Annotated in this window: 22 protein-coding genes and 1 tRNA gene; 17 read left to right on the top strand and 6 right to left on the bottom strand. The window is 66.7% G+C overall.

The genetic code is table 11. From position 1 onward, the window contains the following. Window positions 1-437: 437 nt before the first annotated feature. Entirely contained in the window at window positions 438-1,130 is a 693-nt protein-coding gene (locus ABZ260_RS28830) for a GntR family transcriptional regulator (protein ID WP_355624005.1), read from the top strand. On the opposite strand, the gene ABZ260_RS28825 is transcribed toward ABZ260_RS28830, so the two are convergent. From ABZ260_RS28825 to ABZ260_RS28815, 3 genes are all read right to left on the bottom strand, one after another. After that, complete coding sequence (locus tag ABZ260_RS28825; protein WP_355624002.1) at window positions 1,123-1,539, bottom strand: hypothetical protein; 417 nt, start codon at window positions 1,537-1,539, stop codon at window positions 1,123-1,125. The two genes, ABZ260_RS28830 and ABZ260_RS28825, sit on opposite strands and share 8 nt — an antisense overlap. 410 nt (window positions 1,540-1,949) lie before the next feature. After that, complete coding sequence (locus ABZ260_RS28820; RefSeq protein ID WP_355623999.1) at window positions 1,950-2,411, bottom strand: hypothetical protein; 462 nt, start codon at window positions 2,409-2,411, stop codon at window positions 1,950-1,952. A 41-nt stretch (window positions 2,412-2,452) separates the two neighbouring features. Next, window positions 2,453-3,061, bottom strand: a complete 609-nt coding sequence (locus ABZ260_RS28815) for a hypothetical protein (RefSeq protein WP_355623996.1) — start codon at window positions 3,059-3,061, stop codon at window positions 2,453-2,455. Between the two features lie 361 nt (window positions 3,062-3,422). On the opposite strand from ABZ260_RS28815, the gene ABZ260_RS28810 reads away from it, so the two are divergent. Both ABZ260_RS28810 and ABZ260_RS28805 read left to right on the top strand, forming a co-directional pair. Then, the gene (locus ABZ260_RS28810) at window positions 3,423-3,794 is read left to right on the top strand and encodes a type II toxin-antitoxin system RelE/ParE family toxin (protein ID WP_355623993.1); all 372 of its coding nucleotides are present in this window, start codon (window positions 3,423-3,425) and stop codon (window positions 3,792-3,794) included. Then, window positions 3,791-4,147 (top strand): helix-turn-helix transcriptional regulator, encoded by a 357-nt coding sequence (locus ABZ260_RS28805; protein ID WP_355623990.1) that lies wholly within the window; start codon window positions 3,791-3,793, stop codon window positions 4,145-4,147. The genes ABZ260_RS28810 and ABZ260_RS28805 overlap by 4 nt, the downstream gene beginning before the upstream one ends. 158 nt (window positions 4,148-4,305) lie before the next feature. Here ABZ260_RS28805 and ABZ260_RS28800 read toward each other — a convergent pair. After that, window positions 4,306-4,379, bottom strand: a tRNA-Gly gene (locus ABZ260_RS28800). Between the two features lie 119 nt (window positions 4,380-4,498). Between ABZ260_RS28800 and dcd the strand changes: the two genes are divergently transcribed. The 3 genes from dcd to ABZ260_RS28785 all read left to right on the top strand — a co-directional run bounded on the left by dcd (window position 4,499) and on the right by ABZ260_RS28785 (window position 7,264). Further along, window positions 4,499-5,074, top strand: coding sequence for a dCTP deaminase (dcd, locus tag ABZ260_RS28795; protein WP_350911147.1), 576 nt, complete (start codon window positions 4,499-4,501; stop codon window positions 5,072-5,074). A 567-nt stretch (window positions 5,075-5,641) separates the two neighbouring features. Further along, window positions 5,642-6,259 (top strand): DUF47 family protein, encoded by a 618-nt coding sequence (locus tag ABZ260_RS28790; RefSeq protein WP_030924556.1) that lies wholly within the window; start codon window positions 5,642-5,644, stop codon window positions 6,257-6,259. Continuing rightward, window positions 6,260-7,264: an inorganic phosphate transporter gene (locus ABZ260_RS28785; protein WP_355557199.1), complete on the top strand. Its 1,005-nt coding sequence runs from the start codon at window positions 6,260-6,262 to the stop codon at window positions 7,262-7,264. 51 nt (window positions 7,265-7,315) lie between these two features. On the opposite strand, the gene mshD is transcribed toward ABZ260_RS28785, so the two are convergent. Beyond that, entirely contained in the window at window positions 7,316-8,248 is a 933-nt protein-coding gene (gene mshD, locus ABZ260_RS28780) for a mycothiol synthase (RefSeq protein WP_355623987.1), read from the bottom strand. Between the two features lie 131 nt (window positions 8,249-8,379). Between mshD and ABZ260_RS28775 the strand changes: the two genes are divergently transcribed. Then, entirely contained in the window at window positions 8,380-10,176 is a 1,797-nt protein-coding gene (locus ABZ260_RS28775) for a bifunctional metallophosphatase/5'-nucleotidase (RefSeq protein WP_355623984.1), read from the top strand. A gap of 196 nt (window positions 10,177-10,372) precedes the next feature. Here ABZ260_RS28775 and ABZ260_RS28770 read toward each other — a convergent pair whose 3' ends face one another. After that, window positions 10,373-11,086 (bottom strand): response regulator transcription factor, encoded by a 714-nt coding sequence (locus ABZ260_RS28770; protein WP_355557207.1) that lies wholly within the window; start codon window positions 11,084-11,086, stop codon window positions 10,373-10,375. 206 nt (window positions 11,087-11,292) lie between these two features. Here ABZ260_RS28770 and ABZ260_RS28765 point away from each other — a divergent pair, with 206 nt between their 5' ends. The 10 genes from ABZ260_RS28765 to ABZ260_RS28720 all read left to right on the top strand — a co-directional run. After that, window positions 11,293-11,544: a MoaD/ThiS family protein gene (locus ABZ260_RS28765; protein WP_350951827.1), complete on the top strand. Its 252-nt coding sequence runs from the start codon at window positions 11,293-11,295 to the stop codon at window positions 11,542-11,544. Window positions 11,545-11,640: 96 nt separating this feature from the next. After that, window positions 11,641-12,321: a DUF2993 domain-containing protein gene (locus tag ABZ260_RS28760; RefSeq protein ID WP_355623981.1), complete on the top strand. Its 681-nt coding sequence runs from the start codon at window positions 11,641-11,643 to the stop codon at window positions 12,319-12,321. A gap of 48 nt (window positions 12,322-12,369) precedes the next feature. Continuing rightward, window positions 12,370-12,882, top strand: a complete 513-nt coding sequence (locus ABZ260_RS28755) for a sigma-70 family RNA polymerase sigma factor (RefSeq protein WP_030924537.1) — start codon at window positions 12,370-12,372, stop codon at window positions 12,880-12,882. Beyond that, the gene (locus tag ABZ260_RS28750) at window positions 12,879-13,676 is read left to right on the top strand and encodes a zf-HC2 domain-containing protein (protein WP_355623978.1); all 798 of its coding nucleotides are present in this window, start codon (window positions 12,879-12,881) and stop codon (window positions 13,674-13,676) included. Before ABZ260_RS28755 ends, ABZ260_RS28750 begins: the two co-directional genes overlap by 4 nt. Window positions 13,677-13,886: 210 nt before the next feature. After that, window positions 13,887-14,225 (top strand): thioredoxin family protein, encoded by a 339-nt coding sequence (locus tag ABZ260_RS28745; protein WP_350911954.1) that lies wholly within the window; start codon window positions 13,887-13,889, stop codon window positions 14,223-14,225. Window positions 14,226-14,286: 61 nt separating this feature from the next. After that, entirely contained in the window at window positions 14,287-14,400 is a 114-nt protein-coding gene (locus ABZ260_RS28740; RefSeq protein WP_355623975.1) for a putative leader peptide, read from the top strand. Window positions 14,401-14,463: 63 nt separating this feature from the next. Then, complete coding sequence (locus ABZ260_RS28735; protein WP_355623972.1) at window positions 14,464-14,862, top strand: DUF4395 domain-containing protein; 399 nt, start codon at window positions 14,464-14,466, stop codon at window positions 14,860-14,862. 15 nt (window positions 14,863-14,877) lie between these two features. Further along, on the top strand, window positions 14,878-15,717 hold the full coding sequence (locus ABZ260_RS28730; RefSeq protein ID WP_350911166.1) for a sulfurtransferase: 840 nt from the start codon (window positions 14,878-14,880) through the stop codon (window positions 15,715-15,717). Beyond that, a complete protein-coding gene (locus ABZ260_RS28725) occupies window positions 15,717-16,013 on the top strand; it encodes a DUF1416 domain-containing protein (RefSeq protein WP_350911168.1) in 297 nt (98 codons plus the stop codon). The genes ABZ260_RS28730 and ABZ260_RS28725 overlap by 1 nt, the downstream gene beginning before the upstream one ends. Beyond that, window positions 15,982-16,168: hypothetical protein (locus tag ABZ260_RS28720; protein WP_355623969.1), on the top strand; the 187-nt coding region annotated here is incomplete at its 3' end. The genes ABZ260_RS28725 and ABZ260_RS28720, both read left to right, overlap by 32 nt.

Below are 16,168 nucleotides of genomic sequence, written 5' to 3'. Positions count from 1 at the left end.
CCGCCGGGTCGGCGAGGATCGCCTCGGTGTCGCGCAGGTCGGAGGTGTACTCCTGGCAGTCGGCCGAGAGGCGCCACCCGATCAACGACGTGGCGGGCGCGGCCCAGGTTCTGGCCGACTACGCCGGTCGATAGGCGGGCGCGGCGGGGCGGTGTCCTCCAGCGCGGAGGGTGCTGGAGAGCGTTACCGCTGCTCCGTCGCGCTCTTCGACATCCCGGCAGGCAGTAGAGCGGCGCGCGGCCCACCCCATGCAGCCGCAGCGTCCTTCTTCCCTCTCTCTGCCTGCCGGGATCTTCTTTGCCCTTGTTCCCTTTGTCTGCCGGTGACGCGACAGGAGAGGGAAAGCCAGGTTACGCTCTGACTTGGTAAAACAACCTGTCGGGTGATGGACGGTCGTAATGTCACTAGAGTCCGTGCCTCCGAAGTACGCCCAACTTGTGCAGGCACTTCAACGGCGTATCGAGTCGGGGGACTATCCTCCGGGCTCACTCCTGCCCAGTGAGAACCAGCTCATCAACGAGTTCGGCGTCTCCCGGCCCACCGTGGTCGCGGCACTGCGCGTGCTGCGCGAACAGGGCTGGATCGATTCCCAGCAGGGCAAGGGCCGCTTCGTACGCGGTCGTCCGGCGATGACCTCGATGGAACAGCCCCGCCCCGGACAGGCGTACCTGACCGGTCCCGAGAGCGCCTCCGATGGCGAGGTGCTGGAAGCGGCGGCGCTGGCCGTGCCCAACCGGGTCGCCGCCCTGCTGGACATCACCCCGAAGAGCAAGGCGTTCCTGCGGCGTCGCCTGGTCAGCCGGGCCGGCGAGCCGACCGAGATCGTCTCGGTGTGGCTGCCGCTGGAGCTGTCCGAGGGTACCGACCTGACCAGCGCTGACCCACTGCCCGAAGGGCTTCGCGAGCATCTCCAGTCGCGCAAGGGGGTGCGCTTCGATCACATCGTGGAACAGATCGTCGCGCGCATGCCCACCACCGAGGAGGCCAAGCGACTCGGCATGTCGAAGAACGTTCCGCTGCTGTGCGTGTACGCGGCGGTGCGCGATGCGGCCGGTCACGCCCTGGTCGTGGCGGAGGTGCTTCTCCCGGCCGATCGTCATGAACTGGAGGACGCCTACCCGATCACGTAACCTGCGATGCCGTTACGTCGTTCAAGTGCGGGACTACGACGATTTGGTGGTCGTCCTCGTAGACGATCTTTCCTGGATCCGATGAGTGGACCACTTCGCAGCCGACGCCGTGTGCGGCAAGGATCTCCATGTAGCCGGCGACCCGCTCGATGAGCAGGTGCGCCGACGATTTGAACCAGGCTGCGGCCCCGGGGTTCAGGGCATGGTCATAGACCGTGGAGTCGATATCTGAGGGGTTGGTGAAGTTCGCGTCGTACCAGTCGTTGTTCGTCCGCCGGAAACGTTCTTGCTCCGCTGTCAGCTTTCCTCTGGATGCCAGGCTGTTGACCAGGCCGAAGACCCCGGGAAGACGCCCCTGCCGGTCACGGGCGGTGCCTTGAAATCTCAGGTAGAGCGCTTCGTCTGTCACGGCCTCTCCAGTCGGCTTCCATGATGGGGCGGCTGTACCGCAAATGCTTGACGGCGGCTCTGCCGCCAACGGCCGCTTCGTCCAGGCCAACGAGTCCGACAAGGGGGTGAAGGTACGTACCTCTGCTGCCCTGGCGACCTTGACCACGCAGGGCCGTGCGGTGAGAGTCGGTGTCCTGGCTGCGTTGCAGGACCCGCGCATCGAAGAAGCTCCGAAAACAACTAAGGCCCCAGTCGGGATTCACATCCTGACCTGGGCCTTTGAGCATGGAGCGGGCGACGGGAATCGAACCCGCACTGTCAGCTTGGGAAGTGCATCGAGTACGGCAGGTGGGGCGGCTGAGCTGGGTGTTCGGCCGGTCGTGAGTGACCGTGATTGCCCCTTCGTCACCCTGGTTAATGGCCCGAGGGTCAAAGCTCTGGATTGGGCTCGGTGGCGGACTCAGCAGCGACGGTGCGGAGTCGCTCGATCTCTCCGAGGATCTCTTGATCACTAAGTACGGACATGACGGTGAGCTCTTGCGGGCCTGCCGCTCGGCGGTGCTTGCCAAGGGAGAAGCAGAGCCCGGAGCGCAGCTCTCCCAGCTCTCGGCGGAACGCATCCCGTTCGGCGATCAGCTTCTCTACGTCGTCCAGAGTGAAGAGCGTCTTGGAGGGGCCGTTCATGGTCCAACCGTGCTGACCGGGTTCCCAGAAGATCTCGACTTCGGTGCCCTCATGAGGGTCTCCGCCCTCGGTCACGTCCTGCGCGGTCGTGACGCTGACCTCCTCCACGCGGAGGTGCCAGCTGTCGCCATCGTGAACGTCGATCACAACGAGAGTTTCGTCGGGCAAGCCGGTGAGGTAATCGAGGAGTTGGCGGACAGTGAGCATAGGCGCAGGGTGACATGGATCGCGCACCTGCGTACACCCGATCATCCCGAAGTTGGAGGGCCTTCGTCGGAGGCGTCGAGGATCATGGGGAGTGTTTGACGTGTGGGTCGAGTCGCCCCCAATCTCCGGGCACTGGCAGGGGACAGGATCATGGGGGTGACCCATCCCTGCCGTGTCAGGACCACTTGGGCCGGGAGGGGGGTGATCGGGTAGACCTCGATGCCTTGTGCCCAGTTCGTGAGCAGTCCTTCGGTGCCGCTGGAGTCGACCATGACGATTGAGATGGGCTGGCCGTCTTTGGCCCAGGTGTTCCAGATCGCCCACCCTCCGGACCGGGCTTCGACGTCCAGGCGGGCGCAGATCTGGTTGTAGCTCTCTTCCATGCCGACAGGAAGGGCGTGCGGCCGGAGGATGACGACCCCGGCGAGTTTCATCAGCGGAAGGTCCTCGTCGAGACATCCGTCTCCGTCGAAGTGATGGTGACGTAGTTGGCGGGCTGTCTCGATCACTGCTCGATGAAGTGGTGTGGCCTCGTCAGATGCGGCGGTGAGAGTGAGCCATCCCTCGCGGTCTGCCGCGTTGACGATCTCGCGCGCCAGGTGCTCGATGTGACGTAGGTACTCGATCTCGCTGAGGTCGGTTCGGGACACCGCGACAGTGTGACATCAGGTCATGAGCCTGAGCATGTGGGTTATTCGGCCGATCGGAAGATGCCGTTTTCCCGAAGTGGAGCAGGTGACGGGAATCGAACCCGCGCTGTCAGCTTGGGAATCGGCTGCTGGTGTTGGCGGGCTGAGCTGGGAAACGGGGGTGCAGGTAGACGGGGTGTGGTTCCCCGTGAGTCCCCGTGGATGACCGGTCTTCCCCGCCTGTTCTGGCACGGATCTGGCACGTGATCAACGCCGCCCGGGAGGACCTGGACGAGCAACCAAGATCGAGAAGTGGGTGCGGGGCAGGCCTGGTGCTCATTCCCGCCACGGGTTACCATCGAGAGCATATACTATTGATGGTATGTCTCAGTGGGAGATTGACCTAGAGCCGGAGGTGGAGTCTTGGCTGGACGGACTTTCGTTTCCGCTCTACCAGCGGGTTATGCGAAACGTAGACGACTACCTCGTCACTGGTGGCATCCCTGATGGGGATCATGTGAAGAAGCTGAAGGATGCCGAAGGTGTGCACGAGCTGCGTGTTGCTCTCGACCGCACGACCTGGCGGTTGACCTTTTGGAAGCCGTCCAACAAGGTGATCGTGGTCCTGACGGTCTTCCGCAAGACACAGGATGGGACGCAGACCGCCGACATCGACCGAGCGATCGCTGCTAAGAAGCGGTGTGAGGCACAGCATGACCTAACCACCACGCACGTGTTCGAGAGGAGCGCATGATGGGTCACAGCCGTTGGGAAACCTACAAGGCGAAGCGTCTGCGCGAGATGGAAGCGGATGCGCAGTCCCACTCCGAATACGAGCAGGCGGGCCGTGACTTGGAGCTCGGAGACCAGTTGCGTGAGATCCGTAAGCGCCGAGGCCTGTCTCAGAAGGTCGTAGCGGAACGCTCCGGGATGTCCCAACCCGCTCTGTCTCGCATCGAGGGCGGTGGCGGCATTCCGGATATAGCGACACTGCTGCGTCTCGGTGCGGCAATGGGAGTTCGGTTCCGTGTCGAGCTCATCGTCGACGACGACACCACTGAAATCGAGCCTCTAACGGTGCATCACCGACAGCTGGCGAACGCATAAGTTGCAGGCGGCCACTTCGAGGCTCAGTCCGTAGACTTCCGCTGCTCCTTCGGCGGTAGCGGTCTTCAGCCGCGACAGGCTTGCTCGGGAGTCGTCAGCGCCAGGGGAACGGGGAAGGCCCAGCTCTAGATCACATTTTTGAGCTGGGCCTTTGAGCGTGGAGCGGGTGACGGGAATCGAACCCGCGCTGTCAGCTTGGGAAGCTGATGTTCTGCCATTGAACTACACCCGCAGCGGCGTGCCGCCCCACCACTCTAGCGGAAGTTGGGTGGCTCTCGTCCACTGTGGGAAGCGGGATCGGGGTCTGTGCCGACGCTCCCGGGAGGGCGTGGCGTTGGTAGGTTGCCTCACGTGCTGCTTTCCGATCGTGACATCGTTGCCGAGATCGAGGCGGGGAGGGTGAGGATCGATCCCTTCCAGCCGGAGATGATCCAGCCGTCCAGTGTCGACGTATGCCTGGACCGCTACTTCAGGGTCTTCGAGAACCACCGGTACCCGCACATCGATCCGGCTGTCGAGCAGCCGGACCTGACGCGGATGGTCGAGCCCGACAAGGACGAGCCGTTCATCCTGCACCCGGGGGAGTTCGTGCTGGCGAGCACGTACGAGGTCGTCACGCTGCCGGACGACATCGCCTCGCGGCTGGAGGGGAAGAGCTCGCTGGGCAGGCTCGGCCTGCTGACCCACTCCACGGCAGGGTTCATCGACCCGGGCTTCAGCGGGCACGTCACGCTTGAGCTCTCCAACGTCGCGACATTGCCGATCAAGCTCTGGCCTGGTATGAAGATCGGCCAGCTCTGCATGTTCAGGCTCAGCTCGCCGGCCGAGTATCCCTACGGTTCGGAGAAGTACGGATCCCGCTACCAGGGGCAGCGGGGGCCGACGCCGAGCCGTTCGTACCTCAACTTCCACCGGACGCCGATCTGAGGTCCGGGATCAGGTCCCGGAGGCGGATTCTCCGCCAAAGATGAACTAACGGTGAATTCAAAGTGAACTTTCACGCCGGGGCGGGTTGTCGTGGCGGGGTGAACCCTCCGAAGAAGGGGAGCGCCCGGGGACTCCGAGGGGCGAGAGGCCGCGGGAACGGGTCCGCGAGTAGGGCTGCCGTGAGCAGGCAAAATGCGGGTTAACCGGCGATCGTGATGGAAATCACCCTGATTTTTCGCGGGAGGCCGACGAGCCCTGGCGACCTTGGTGAACCGTGCGGGAAGGGCACTGGACGCGGGGGTTTCCGAGGGAGGTACGGGGAAGGTGCCGGATGGCGTTCAGGGGTAGAGAAGTCCCATACTTGGCCTGTCTTCGTCATACTGTGGCCGAAAACCAGCAAAACGGTCAGCGGAAAGATGCCCTCAAGGCTGCCTCAAGCTGTGTGTCGCCGGGTATGCGCCGGGTAGCGACACCGGGAAGAGTGCATGTCTAGCGGGTGAAGTTCGCATTTCCGCTGGTAACCCGTACCCTTCTCTGCGGACCATCCCCGCACATCTGGAGAACGACGTGCGCCTCCGTCTCACACCAAGTGAGGACAGCTACTACGACTTGTTCGCAGACTCGGCGAACAACCTCGTCACAGCGTCCCGTCTGCTGGTAGAGATCATCAGTGACGGATCGGACAGGGAAGCTCTGGCCGAGAAGATGCGCGCATGTGAGCACGCCGGTGACGAGCGTACTCACGCGATCATGAACCGGCTCAACGAGAGCTTCATCACCCCCTTCGACCGCGAGGACATCTACCGTCTCGCCTCGAACCTCGACGACGTGATGGACTACATGGAGGCGGCGGCCGACCTCATCGTCCTCTACCAGATCGACCATCTTCCCAAAGAGGTGGTCCGGCAGGTCGAGGTTCTGGAACGTGCCGCCGAGCTCACCGCCGAGGCCATGCCACGGCTGCGCTCGATGAAGAACCTCAACGAGTACTGGATCGAGATCAACCGGCTTGAGAACCAGGCCGACCAGGTCTACCGCCGCCTTCTCGCCAAGCTCTTCGGCGGGGAGTACGACGCGTTGACCGTCCTCAAGATGAAGGAGGTCATCGATCAGCTCGAGATGGCCGCCGACGCCTTCGAGCACGTGGCCAACACGATCGAGTCGATCGCGGTCAAGGAAAGTTAAGTGGATCTCACGCTCGCACTCGTCATCGGCGTGGTGGTCGTAGCGTTGGTGTTCGACTACACCAACGGCTTCCACGACGCCGCGAACGCGATCGCGACCTCCGTCTCAACACGCGCGCTGACGCCGAGGGCCGCGCTCTTCATGGCCGCGGCCATGAACTTCCTGGGTGCGCACCTCGGCACGCAGGTGGCCGCGACCGTCGGCAAAGGCATCATCGACGCTCCACAGGGAAGCCACGGTCTCGTCATCGTCGGCTCGGGCCTGATCGGCGCGATCACCTGGAACCTCATCACCTGGTACTTCGGCCTCCCCTCCTCAAGCAGTCACGCGCTGATCGGCGGTCTGGTCGGCGCCGCGCTCGCCTCGGCGAGCAACGTCCACTGGGACGGGGTGATGGAGAAGGTCGTCATCCCGATGATCCTGTCTCCGGTGATCGGCTTCACCCTCGCCGGGCTCATCATGATCGGCATTCTGTGGGGGTTCCGGCGCTCCCAGCCGTCGAAGACCAACCGGGGCTTCCGGTACGCGCAGACCGTCTCCGCGGCGGCGATGGCGCTGGGTCACGGTCTCCAGGACGCGCAGAAGACCATGGGCGTCATCTTCCTGGCCCTCGTGGTCGGCGGTTACCAGCATGACGGCGACCCGATCCCGCAGTGGGTCATCCTCGCCGCCGCCACGGCCATCTCGCTCGGCACGTACGCGGGAGGCTGGCGGATCATGCGGACGCTCGGCCGCCGGATCATCGCGCTCGACCCCCCACAGGGATTCGCCGCGGAGACGGCTGCGGCGACGGTGCTCTACACCGCGGCCATCGGCTTCGGTGCCCCGATCTCGACCACTCACACGATCACCAGCGCGATCATGGGCGTCGGTGCCACCAAGCGCCTTTCCGCCGTGCGCTGGGGCGTCGCGGGCAACATCGTGACCGCCTGGGTTCTCACGATCCCGGCCGCCGCGTTGGTCGCCGCGCTGTCCTACTTCGCGCTGCACTGGATGATCGAGTAGTACTCCAGGTGGACCAGATCCCTCGGGGGGACCTGGTCCACTTCAAGTCCGTCAGGCACTGCCCTTCCGGTACATCACGTCGACGTCCCAGCGGGTGAAGCCCAGCCCCTGGTACAGGCGGATCGCCGCGGAGTTGCTCTCGTCGACGTACAGCATCACGTGGGTCAGGTCTCGCGAGCGCAGGTGGGCCAGGCCCGCCAGGGTCAGTGACCTGCCCAGGCCGCCGCCCTGCTCGGCGGGGTCGACGCCGACGACGTAGACCTCGCCGATCGGCTCGTGCGCGTGGTCGCCGTCGCCGTGCACCTTGGTCCAGTGGAAGCCCACCAGCCGGTCGCGGCCCTCGGGGCCGCCGGGCCGTACGGCGAGGAAGAACCCGGCCGGGTCGAACCAGGGTTCCCGCTCGCGCAGCTTGAGGTCGTCAAGCGTCCACGCGCCCTGCTCGGGGTGGTCGGCGAAGGCCTTGGCGTTGAGGGCGAGCCAGGCCTCCTGGTCTGAGGTGCCGGGCTCGAAGGTGCGGAGCCGTACGCCCTCGGGGAGGTCGAAGCCACCGATGTCGGCGGTGAGGGGGCGGCGCATCTGCCACAGCGACCTCGCCCTTTCGAACCCCTCCGACAGGGCGAGGGCATCGGCCGCCGGGTGTCCGCCGTGCGCCCACAGCCGCAGGTGCCCGCCTGCGCGGTCGAGCACGGCCCGCAGCAACCGCCGTCCGTATCCCCGCCCGCGGAACGCCGGGTGGACGACCAGCTCCCCGCTGGGCCCCTCGACGGGGTCCGTCGGGTCCAGGTGGGCGTAGCCCGCGAGGTCGTCCCCGGTGTACAGGAGCACGGCTCCGGCCCGCTCGTCGCCGCCGTAGCGCAGGTGCAGCATGACATGTTCGTTGAGTGGCCGGACCCCGTCGGCCTTCGTGGCCGCATCCACCACCGCAAGGACCTCGGACACCTCTTGTTCGCCGAGTAGCCCCCGGTGTTCAACACGCACATTCATGTTCTGGACTCTAGGCGGGTACACGTCCTGGGAGAGCACCGGGGACTGGCAAAAGCCGCCAGCTACCGGTCGGGTGAATCGTTATCTCTCGGACATTCCTTGCACAGATAGTCCCCTTAGTGTCGTGGACCATGATGTCTCGTTCCTTCCTGCGGCTGACCATGGCGTGCGTGCTCGCCGGAGCCGGTGTCACGCTTGCGATGGGGCCAGCCGAGGCGGGCAACAAGCCCGCCAAGACGGTGCCGGTCCGCCTGCTCTCCCTCAACGATTTCCACGGCAACCTTGAGCCGCCGACCGGTTCCTCCGGCCGCATGGTCGACGAGACCGGCGCCACAGTCGACGCGGGTGGCGCCGCTTATGTCGCCACCCACCTCAAGCAGCTGTCCGACAAGAACACGCTGAAGGTCGCCCAGGGCGACCTGATCGGCGCGACCCCGCTGATCTCCGCGGCCTATCACGACGAGCCGTCGGTGGAGTTCCTCGGCAAGATCGGCGTCACCGCCTCCGCCGTGGGCAACCACGAGTTCGACGAGGGGTACGCCGAGCTCAGGCGGATCATGAACGGCGGCTGCCACCCGGTGGACGGCTGCTCGCCCGCGGGCAGGTGGAAGGGCGCGGCCTACAGCTACCTCGGCGCGAACGTCGTCTTCAAGCGGCCGGCGCAGGGCGCGGAGAAGCAGGCGCTGGACGCCCTGGGCGGGACGAACACCTCCTCGCTGCGCGCTCTGCTCAAGGACTACGGCATCCCGGCCCTGCCCCCGGTCGCGATCCGCTGGATGAACGGCGTGCCGATCGGGTTCATCGGCCTGGTCACCGGGAGTACCCCGAGCATCGTCACCTCGGAGGGCATCAAGGACCTCGACTTCATCGACGAGGTGAAGGCCGCGAACGTCGCGTCCAAGCTTCTCAAGATCGTTGGAGTCAAGGCCCAGGTCGTGCTCGTCCACGAGGGTGACCAGGTCACCGCGGGCCAGTCGCCCGACAGCTGCAGCGCCCAGCCGGGCGCGGGCAACCGGATCGCCACGCAGGTCGACGCCGAGATCGACATGATCCTCAGCGGCCACTCCCACCAGGCCTACCTGTGCACGGTGGCCGACCCCAAGGGCGCCAGCCGCCTCTACAGCCAGGGTGGTTCCTTCGGCCGGGTCATCACCAAGGTCGACTTCCAGGTGGACGTCAAGACCCGCGACGTCGTGCGCTCCTCTGTCGTGGCCGACAACCAGGTCGTGACCAGGACCGTCACCCCCGACCCGGAGATCAGCGCGTTCGTTCAGACCTGGAAGGACCGCGTCGCGCCGGTGGCCAACCGGCCGATCGGCAAGATCACCGCGGACATCACCAACGCCGCGTCCGCGTCCGGCGAGTCCTCGCTGGGCAACCTGATCGCCGACGGCCAGCTCGCCGCGACCAGGACCGGCGGCAACGCCCAGATCGCCCTGATGAACCCGGGCGGCGTGCGGGCCAGCCTCACCTACGCGGGCTCGCCCGCCGGTGAGGGCGACGGGGTGGTGACGTACGGCGAGGCGTTCACGGTCCAGCCGTTCAACAACCTCATGCAGGTGGTCACGCTCACCGGTGCGCAGCTCAAGACCGTTCTGGAGCAGCAGTTCACCGGCGGCCCCAACGCCCAGCCGTTCACCAAGATCCTGCAGCCCTCGTCGAACTTCACCTACACCTACAGCGCGAGCGCGCCGTGGGGTTCGAAGATCTCCGCCATGAAGATCGACGGTGTCGACGTGACGGACACCCAGACGATCAGGGTCGCGGCCAACAACTTCCTCGTCGGTGGCGGTGACGCGTTCGCCGCCTTCACCGGTGGCACCGACCTGTGGAGCGGCCCGCTCGACATCGACGCCTTCGCCGCCCACTTCGCGGCGAACCCGTTGATCACGCCCCCGGTTCCCAACCACATCACGGTCGCTCCGTAACAGGGGCGAAAGGTACGACGCACGCGTCAGACCTGCCGGATGCCTCCGGTGGGTCTGGCGTGCTGCCGGGATCCCGGGCCAACGGGGCGCGGAGGCACCGCTACGGCCGCGGGCGCGCGAACTCACCGGCCGGCGGCCGACCTGGCACCTTGGAGAGAGGCCAGTGCCGATCGCGGCGGGGTGGGAACCGCTCGCCCTACTGGCGGGCGGGCTCGCGCTCCTCGACGGCCTCGTTGCCGCGCTCGGGGACGAACCGGTAACCGACGTTGCGGACCGTTCCGATCAGTGCCTCGTACTCGGCGCCGAGCTTGGCGCGGAGCCGCCGGACGTGGACGTCCACGGTACGGGTGCCGCCGAAGTAGTCGTACCCCCAGACCTCCTGGAGGAGCTGGGCACGGGTGAAGACCCTGCCCGGGTGCTGCGCCAGGTATTTCAGGAGCTCGAACTCCTTGAAGGTCAGATCCAGCGCGCGGCCGCGGAGCCGGGCGGTGTAGGTGGCCTCGTCGATCGACAGGTCACCGTTGCGGATCTCGTCCGGCACCTCCTCGGCGGCGGCCAGGTTGAGTCTGCCCACGGCCATCCTGAGCCGCGCCTCGACCTCGGCGGGACCGGCGCTGTCGAGAATGACGTCGTCGGCACCCCATTCCGCGGTCAGCCCGGCGAGACCGCCCTCGGTGACGATCACCACCAGAGGGCAGGAAACGCCCGTGGTGCGGAGCAGCCTGCACAGGCTCTTGGCCTGGACGAGCTCGCGGCGCGCGTCCACCAGGATCGCGTCGGCGGGCGGGGCGTCGAGCAGGGCGGACGCCTCCGCGGGCACGACACGTACCGAGTGCAACAGCAGCCCCAGCGCCGGGAGCACCTCAGTCGAGGGCTCAAGGGCGTTGGTGAGCAGTAGGAGATTGCTCACAATGCCTCCTTCCCGCGTCATGTCGGCGATAGCCGTACAAACACGTAAGGACCCGGGGGCTACGTTGCCCAGGTCCCGTAGTACGTGAGGATAACCCACGAGGAGTAAGCGTCCAGTGAAGGTCCACCTGGTGAACACCGGTTCTCCGAGTGGATTCGCCGTAATGGTGTGGTAACCCTGTGTGTGTTCGAGGAGTTGATTCACAGGTGGCGACGGGAACTGTCAGATATTGGGCCGCGGCCAAGGACGCGGCGGGCATCGCGGAGGAGCCTTTCGAGGCCGAGACCCTTGCCGAGCTGATGACGAAAATCACACCGGGCCGTGAAGAGCTGGCCCGCGTGCTGAAGCGGTCGTCGTTCCTGGTCAACGGGGATCCGGTGGGCAGACGGGCGCACGAGACGATAGTCCTGGCCGAGGGGGCGACGGTGGAGGTGCTCCCGCCCTTCGCGGGGGGTTGATCGGGTGCTATCGCCGACACGGCGTTTCGTACAGGATTGCAGGGGGAGGGCACGCGAACGGGTCCCCCTCGGGCCGGAGAATGAACAGGGAGTCGGATGCGCAAGCTGATCGTTTTTCTGGTCCTGCTGCTCGCTCTCGTCGCGATCCTGGACAGGGTCGCCGTCGCCGGAGTCCAGCGTGAGATCGCCACGCAGGCGACGGCCAAGTACGACCTGGAGTCCCCGCCGGAGGTCACCATCGAGGGCATCCCCTTCCTGACCCAGGCGATCGCCGGGCGCTACGAGGAGGTCAAGGTCGCCGCGGGCGCGATGACCGTCTCGGGTGTCGCGCTGTCGAGCGTGGACTTCACCCTTTACGGTGTCACCGCGCCGCTTGCGGACCTGGTGCTCCGCCCCCAGCAGGTCGACATGCGCGCCGAGCGCGTGGTGGGGTCGGTGGTCGTCCCGGTGAAGACGCTCAGCCAGCGGGCGCCCCGCGGGATCAAGGTCGACATCGTGGGCGACGCGCTCAACGTCAGCGGGGAGATCACCGTGCTGGGGCAGAAGGTGCCGGTGAAGGCGGCGCTGAAGGTCGAGATCGTCGAGGGCGGCCTGCAACTCGTCCCCGGGAAGGTGACCCTGGGCGGCGGCATCCCGGTGCCCGATCCCGAGCGGTTCATCAACTTCCGGATCCCGATCGGGAAGCTGCCGTACGACGTCAAGCTGACCGACATCAAGGTCGCGCCCGAGGGCCTGCGCATCTCGGGTGAGGCCTCCGATGTGCCGCTGAGAGGCTGAACGTGCCCCGTGTCTGAACCGGATCGTCCCGCCGTACGTCGTGGGGATGTGAGTCAAGCCGGAACCGCCGACGAGCAGCTTGTCAGAGCGCTCTTCGACGAGCACGGCGGGCCACTCTACGGTTACGCGCTGCGGCTGACGGGCGACTCGGGGAGAGCGGAGGATGTCGTGCAGGAGACGCTGTTGCGGGCCTGGCGCCATCCGAACGCGTTCGCCGGCCGCTCCATCCGCGCGTGGCTGTTCACGGTGGCCCGCAATCTCGTCGTCGACCAGCACCGGGCACGTAAGGCGCGCCCGCCGGAGACGGGCGACGAGGCGCTCGCCGTGGTGCCCGCCGATGACGAGCTGGAGCGGGCGGTGGAGTCGTGGGCGGTCGCCGAGGCGCTGGCCGCGCTGCGGCCCGAGCACCGCGAGGTGCTGGCCGAGGTCTACTACCAGGGGAAATCCGTCGCGGAGGCGGCCGCGTCGCTCGGCATCCCCGCCGGAACGGTTAAGTCGCGCACGTATTACGCGCTTCGGGCGCTCAAGCTGGCGCTGGAGGAGCGGGGGCTCGCGCCATGATGACCTGTGACGAAGTACGGATGTCGCTCGGGGTCTACGTGCTCGGAGCCCTGGAGCCGGACGAGCGCGTGCTCGTCGAGGCCCATCTCGCCGAGTGCGCGGAGTGCGCGGCGGAGCTCGCCGAGCTGAGCGGGGTGGCGACGTTCCTCGGCAGGGTGTCCGAGGACGACGTGGCGCAGGTGGCGAGCCCGCCCACGGCGGTGCTGGAGCGGCTGCTCAGCGCCAAGGTCAAGCGGCGTCGCATCACCCGGCTGATGCTCCTCCTGGCGGCCTCGGTCCTGGTGGTCGGGCTCGGTGGCGGGACCTTCTGGGCCGTCGTCCAGTCCCCGGGGGACGTCATGACGGTCGCCGGGTCCGCCGCGCCCGAGTCGGCCGCGGACCTGAGCACTCAGGAGCACGCCGAGCCTCTCTCGGCCGCCGCGCCCGAAGCCAGGACCAAGGCCTCTCCCACCTCCGTGCCCAGCGCCGACTCGCAGCTCCTGCTCGCCCCGAGCGACCTGCGGGTCACCGGGGAGTACGGCACGATCCGCGCGGTGGTGACCGCGTCCGCCGGGCAGGGGGCGACCACGGTCAAGGTCGTGCTCACCGGCGTGGCCAAGGGCACACGCTGCCGGCTGGACGTGATCGGGGACGGTGGCGTCAGGGAGACGGCGGGCAACTGGACCGTCAACCGGGCCGCCTATGACAAGTCGGGCGCCTTCACGGGCACCACGACGATCCCACCGGAGCGCATCACGTCGTTCGAGATCGCCACCGCCGAAGGGCGGGTGCTGCTCACGGTGGACGTCCCCTGAGCCTGTCCGGCGCCGACAGGGCCGCGCGGCAGGCGAGGGCGTTCGGTGCGGGGGCGTTCCGGGCGCGGAAACGGCGCCGGATGGCTGAGCGGCGCGGGAATGGCCCGGAGCGCCCGCCTGTTGTCGTGTTCCGTGACCGGATTGACGGTGCTGGTCGTCACTCTCGCCCTCGCCACGCTCGTGGGCGTGGTGGTGCGGCGGCGGAACGGCGTGGCGCGAGAGGTGAGGGGCGAGGTGGAGCGGCTCACGTCCGGCGACATCCACGCGGAGCTGGGGGAACGGGCCACGCTGGTGCAGTTCTCCAGTTCCTTCTGCCAGCCGTGCCGGGCGACCCGGCGGATCCTCGACGAGGTGGCGGGGATGGTGCCCGGCGTCGCGCACGTGGAGATCGACGCGGAGTCCCACCTCGATCTGGTCCGGTCGCTGAACATTCTGCGCACCCCCACCGTCCTCGTCCTCGACGCGTCAGGGCGGGTGGTGCGGCGCGCATCCGGCCAGCCCAGGAAGGCCGACGTGATCGGCGCTCTAGGTCTGGTGATCGACGGATGAACGGGTCACCCTATCGTTCCTCAAATGATCACGTCTCAGAAATTGGACAGGGATGTGACAGATGGCGGGACGCCGGGGTACTGTCGTGGACATGAACCCCACGACAGAGCTGCTCACAAAGCGGCGCGCGGTTGATTTCTGCCGCGTGACCACCGCGCTCTGTCGTATTTCCTAAAGGGCGATCTCAAGCGGCCGTCGAGCCGCACCGATCTGCACAACCCTTCAGGAGCATCAAGCGATGCAAGCTGATCCCCGAGCTCTCCGCTTCACCGCGGCCGTCACAACAGTCGTGCTCGCGCTCGTCCTCGTGACGGGCAGTGCGTGGCTGCTGGCCGCACAGGCCGTGGCGTTCGCACTGGGCATTCTCGGCCTCGCGCCGTACGGGATGGTTTTCAAAGGGATAGTGAAAAGCCCTCCGAAGGAGTTGGAGGACGCCGGCCCGCCGCGCTTCGCGCAGGGAGTCGGCCTCACCTTCGCCCTGGTGGGCTTGGTCGGATACGTCGCACAGATCACGCCGCTGGCCCTCGGGGCCACCGCGGCGGCACTTTTCGCCGGATTTCTCAACGCCGCTTTCGGCTTCTGTCTCGGCTGCGAGATGTTTTTGATCATTCGCCGCCTACTACCCGCCGCACGATGATCCTGGAGGATCAAAATGAGCCGCTCCGCCGTCCTGGTCGACGCTGACTGGGTCGAGGCCAACCTCGATACCCCCGGTGTCGTTCTCGTTGAAGTGGACGAGGACGCCAGCGCATATGACAAGGGCCACATCCGTGGCGCCGTGAAGGTCGACTGGAAGAAGGACCTGCAGGACCCGGTCCGCCGTGACTTCGTCGACCGCGAGGGCTTCGAGGCGCTGCTGTCCGCCCGTGGCATCGCGGGCGACGACACCGTGGTTCTCTACGGTGGCAACAACAACTGGTTCGCCGCCTACGCGTACTGGTACTTCAAGCTGTACGGCCACGAGAACATCAGGCTTCTCGACGGTGGCCGCAAGAAGTGGGAGCTTGAGTCCCGCGAGCTGGTCAAGGACGTTCCCAGCCGCCCCGCCACGGACTACAAGGCCAAGGAGCAGGACCGGTCCCTGCGCGCCTCCCGCGACGAGGTCGTCGCCGCGATCGGCAAGCTCAGCCTGGTCGACGTGCGCTCGCCCGACGAGTTCACCGGCAAGCTGCTCGCCCCCGCGCACCTTCCGCAGGAGCAGGCGCAGCGTGTCGGCCACGTGCCCACCGCCCGCAACATCCCGTGGTCCAAGGCTGCCAACGACGACGGCACCTTCAAGTCCGACGAGGAGCTCAAGGCCCTCTACGAGGGCGCGGGTGTCGACTTCAGCAAGGACATCATCGCCTACTGCCGCATCGGGGAGCGCTCGGCCCACACGTGGTTCGTGCTGCACGAGCTCCTCGACCAGGCCGGTGTCAAGAACTACGACGGTTCATGGGTTGAGTACGGCTCGCTGGTCGGCGTGCCGATCGAACTGGGAGAGGCTCGATAATGACTCAGGGATGCGCTGCTCCGGAACAGACGATTGCCCTTCCGGCCGGGATCGATCTTACGAACCAGGCCGTCATCCAGGGCGTGGTCACGGGCGCGGGCACGGCCTACGCCCGTCTGCTCGACCACTCCGGTGAGTTCACCGGTGAGGTCGTGGTGTCCGAGGAGGGAATCTTCCGCTTTTTCGCCGCCCCCGGTGACTGGACCGTCCGCATCATCGCGGGCGGCGGCGTCACCAAGGACATCCCGGCCCAGGCCCGCCTGGGTGAGGTCACCCAGCTCGCGGTGTCCGTCTGACCCTTCGGTCCGACGCCCGCCGAGCCGGCTCGGTAAAAAGGACCGGCACTCCCTCGGGGGCAACGACGAGCTGGTCGAGGCCCGGTCCGGCATCATGTTCACGCTGGTGGTCGTGGGCGGTGTCGCGCTGATCGCGGCCCCCTGGCTGGCGGCCC

The sequence above is a fragment of the Streptosporangium sp. NPDC006013 genome, from assembly GCF_040614275.1.
Classification (GTDB): domain Bacteria; phylum Actinomycetota; class Actinomycetes; order Streptosporangiales; family Streptosporangiaceae; genus Streptosporangium.
Note: the sequence above shows the minus strand (reverse complement) of the source record. Positions and strands in the feature narration are given on the sequence as shown.

Excerpts from the sequence above, each read along its gene's own strand:
- ABZ260_RS28820 (WP_355623999.1), bottom strand. The coding sequence starts at position 2,411 with ATGCTCACTGTCCGCCAACTCCTCGATTACCTCACCGGCTTGCCCGAC.
- ABZ260_RS28810 (WP_355623993.1), top strand. The coding sequence starts at position 3,423 with ATGTCTCAGTGGGAGATTGACCTAGAGCCGGAGGTGGAGTCTTGGCTG.
- ABZ260_RS28805 (WP_355623990.1), top strand. The coding sequence starts at position 3,791 with ATGATGGGTCACAGCCGTTGGGAAACCTACAAGGCGAAGCGTCTGCGC.
- mshD (WP_355623987.1), bottom strand. The coding sequence starts at position 8,248 with ATGAATGTGCGTGTTGAACACCGGGGGCTACTCGGCGAACAAGAGGTG.
- ABZ260_RS28775 (WP_355623984.1), top strand. The coding sequence starts at position 8,380 with ATGATGTCTCGTTCCTTCCTGCGGCTGACCATGGCGTGCGTGCTCGCC.
- ABZ260_RS28760 (WP_355623981.1), top strand. The coding sequence starts at position 11,641 with ATGCGCAAGCTGATCGTTTTTCTGGTCCTGCTGCTCGCTCTCGTCGCG.
- ABZ260_RS28750 (WP_355623978.1), top strand. The coding sequence starts at position 12,879 with ATGATGACCTGTGACGAAGTACGGATGTCGCTCGGGGTCTACGTGCTC.
- ABZ260_RS28740 (WP_355623975.1), top strand. The coding sequence starts at position 14,287 with ATGGCGGGACGCCGGGGTACTGTCGTGGACATGAACCCCACGACAGAG.
- ABZ260_RS28735 (WP_355623972.1), top strand. The coding sequence starts at position 14,464 with ATGCAAGCTGATCCCCGAGCTCTCCGCTTCACCGCGGCCGTCACAACA.
- ABZ260_RS28730 (WP_350911166.1), top strand. The coding sequence starts at position 14,878 with ATGAGCCGCTCCGCCGTCCTGGTCGACGCTGACTGGGTCGAGGCCAAC.
- ABZ260_RS28725 (WP_350911168.1), top strand. The coding sequence starts at position 15,717 with ATGACTCAGGGATGCGCTGCTCCGGAACAGACGATTGCCCTTCCGGCC.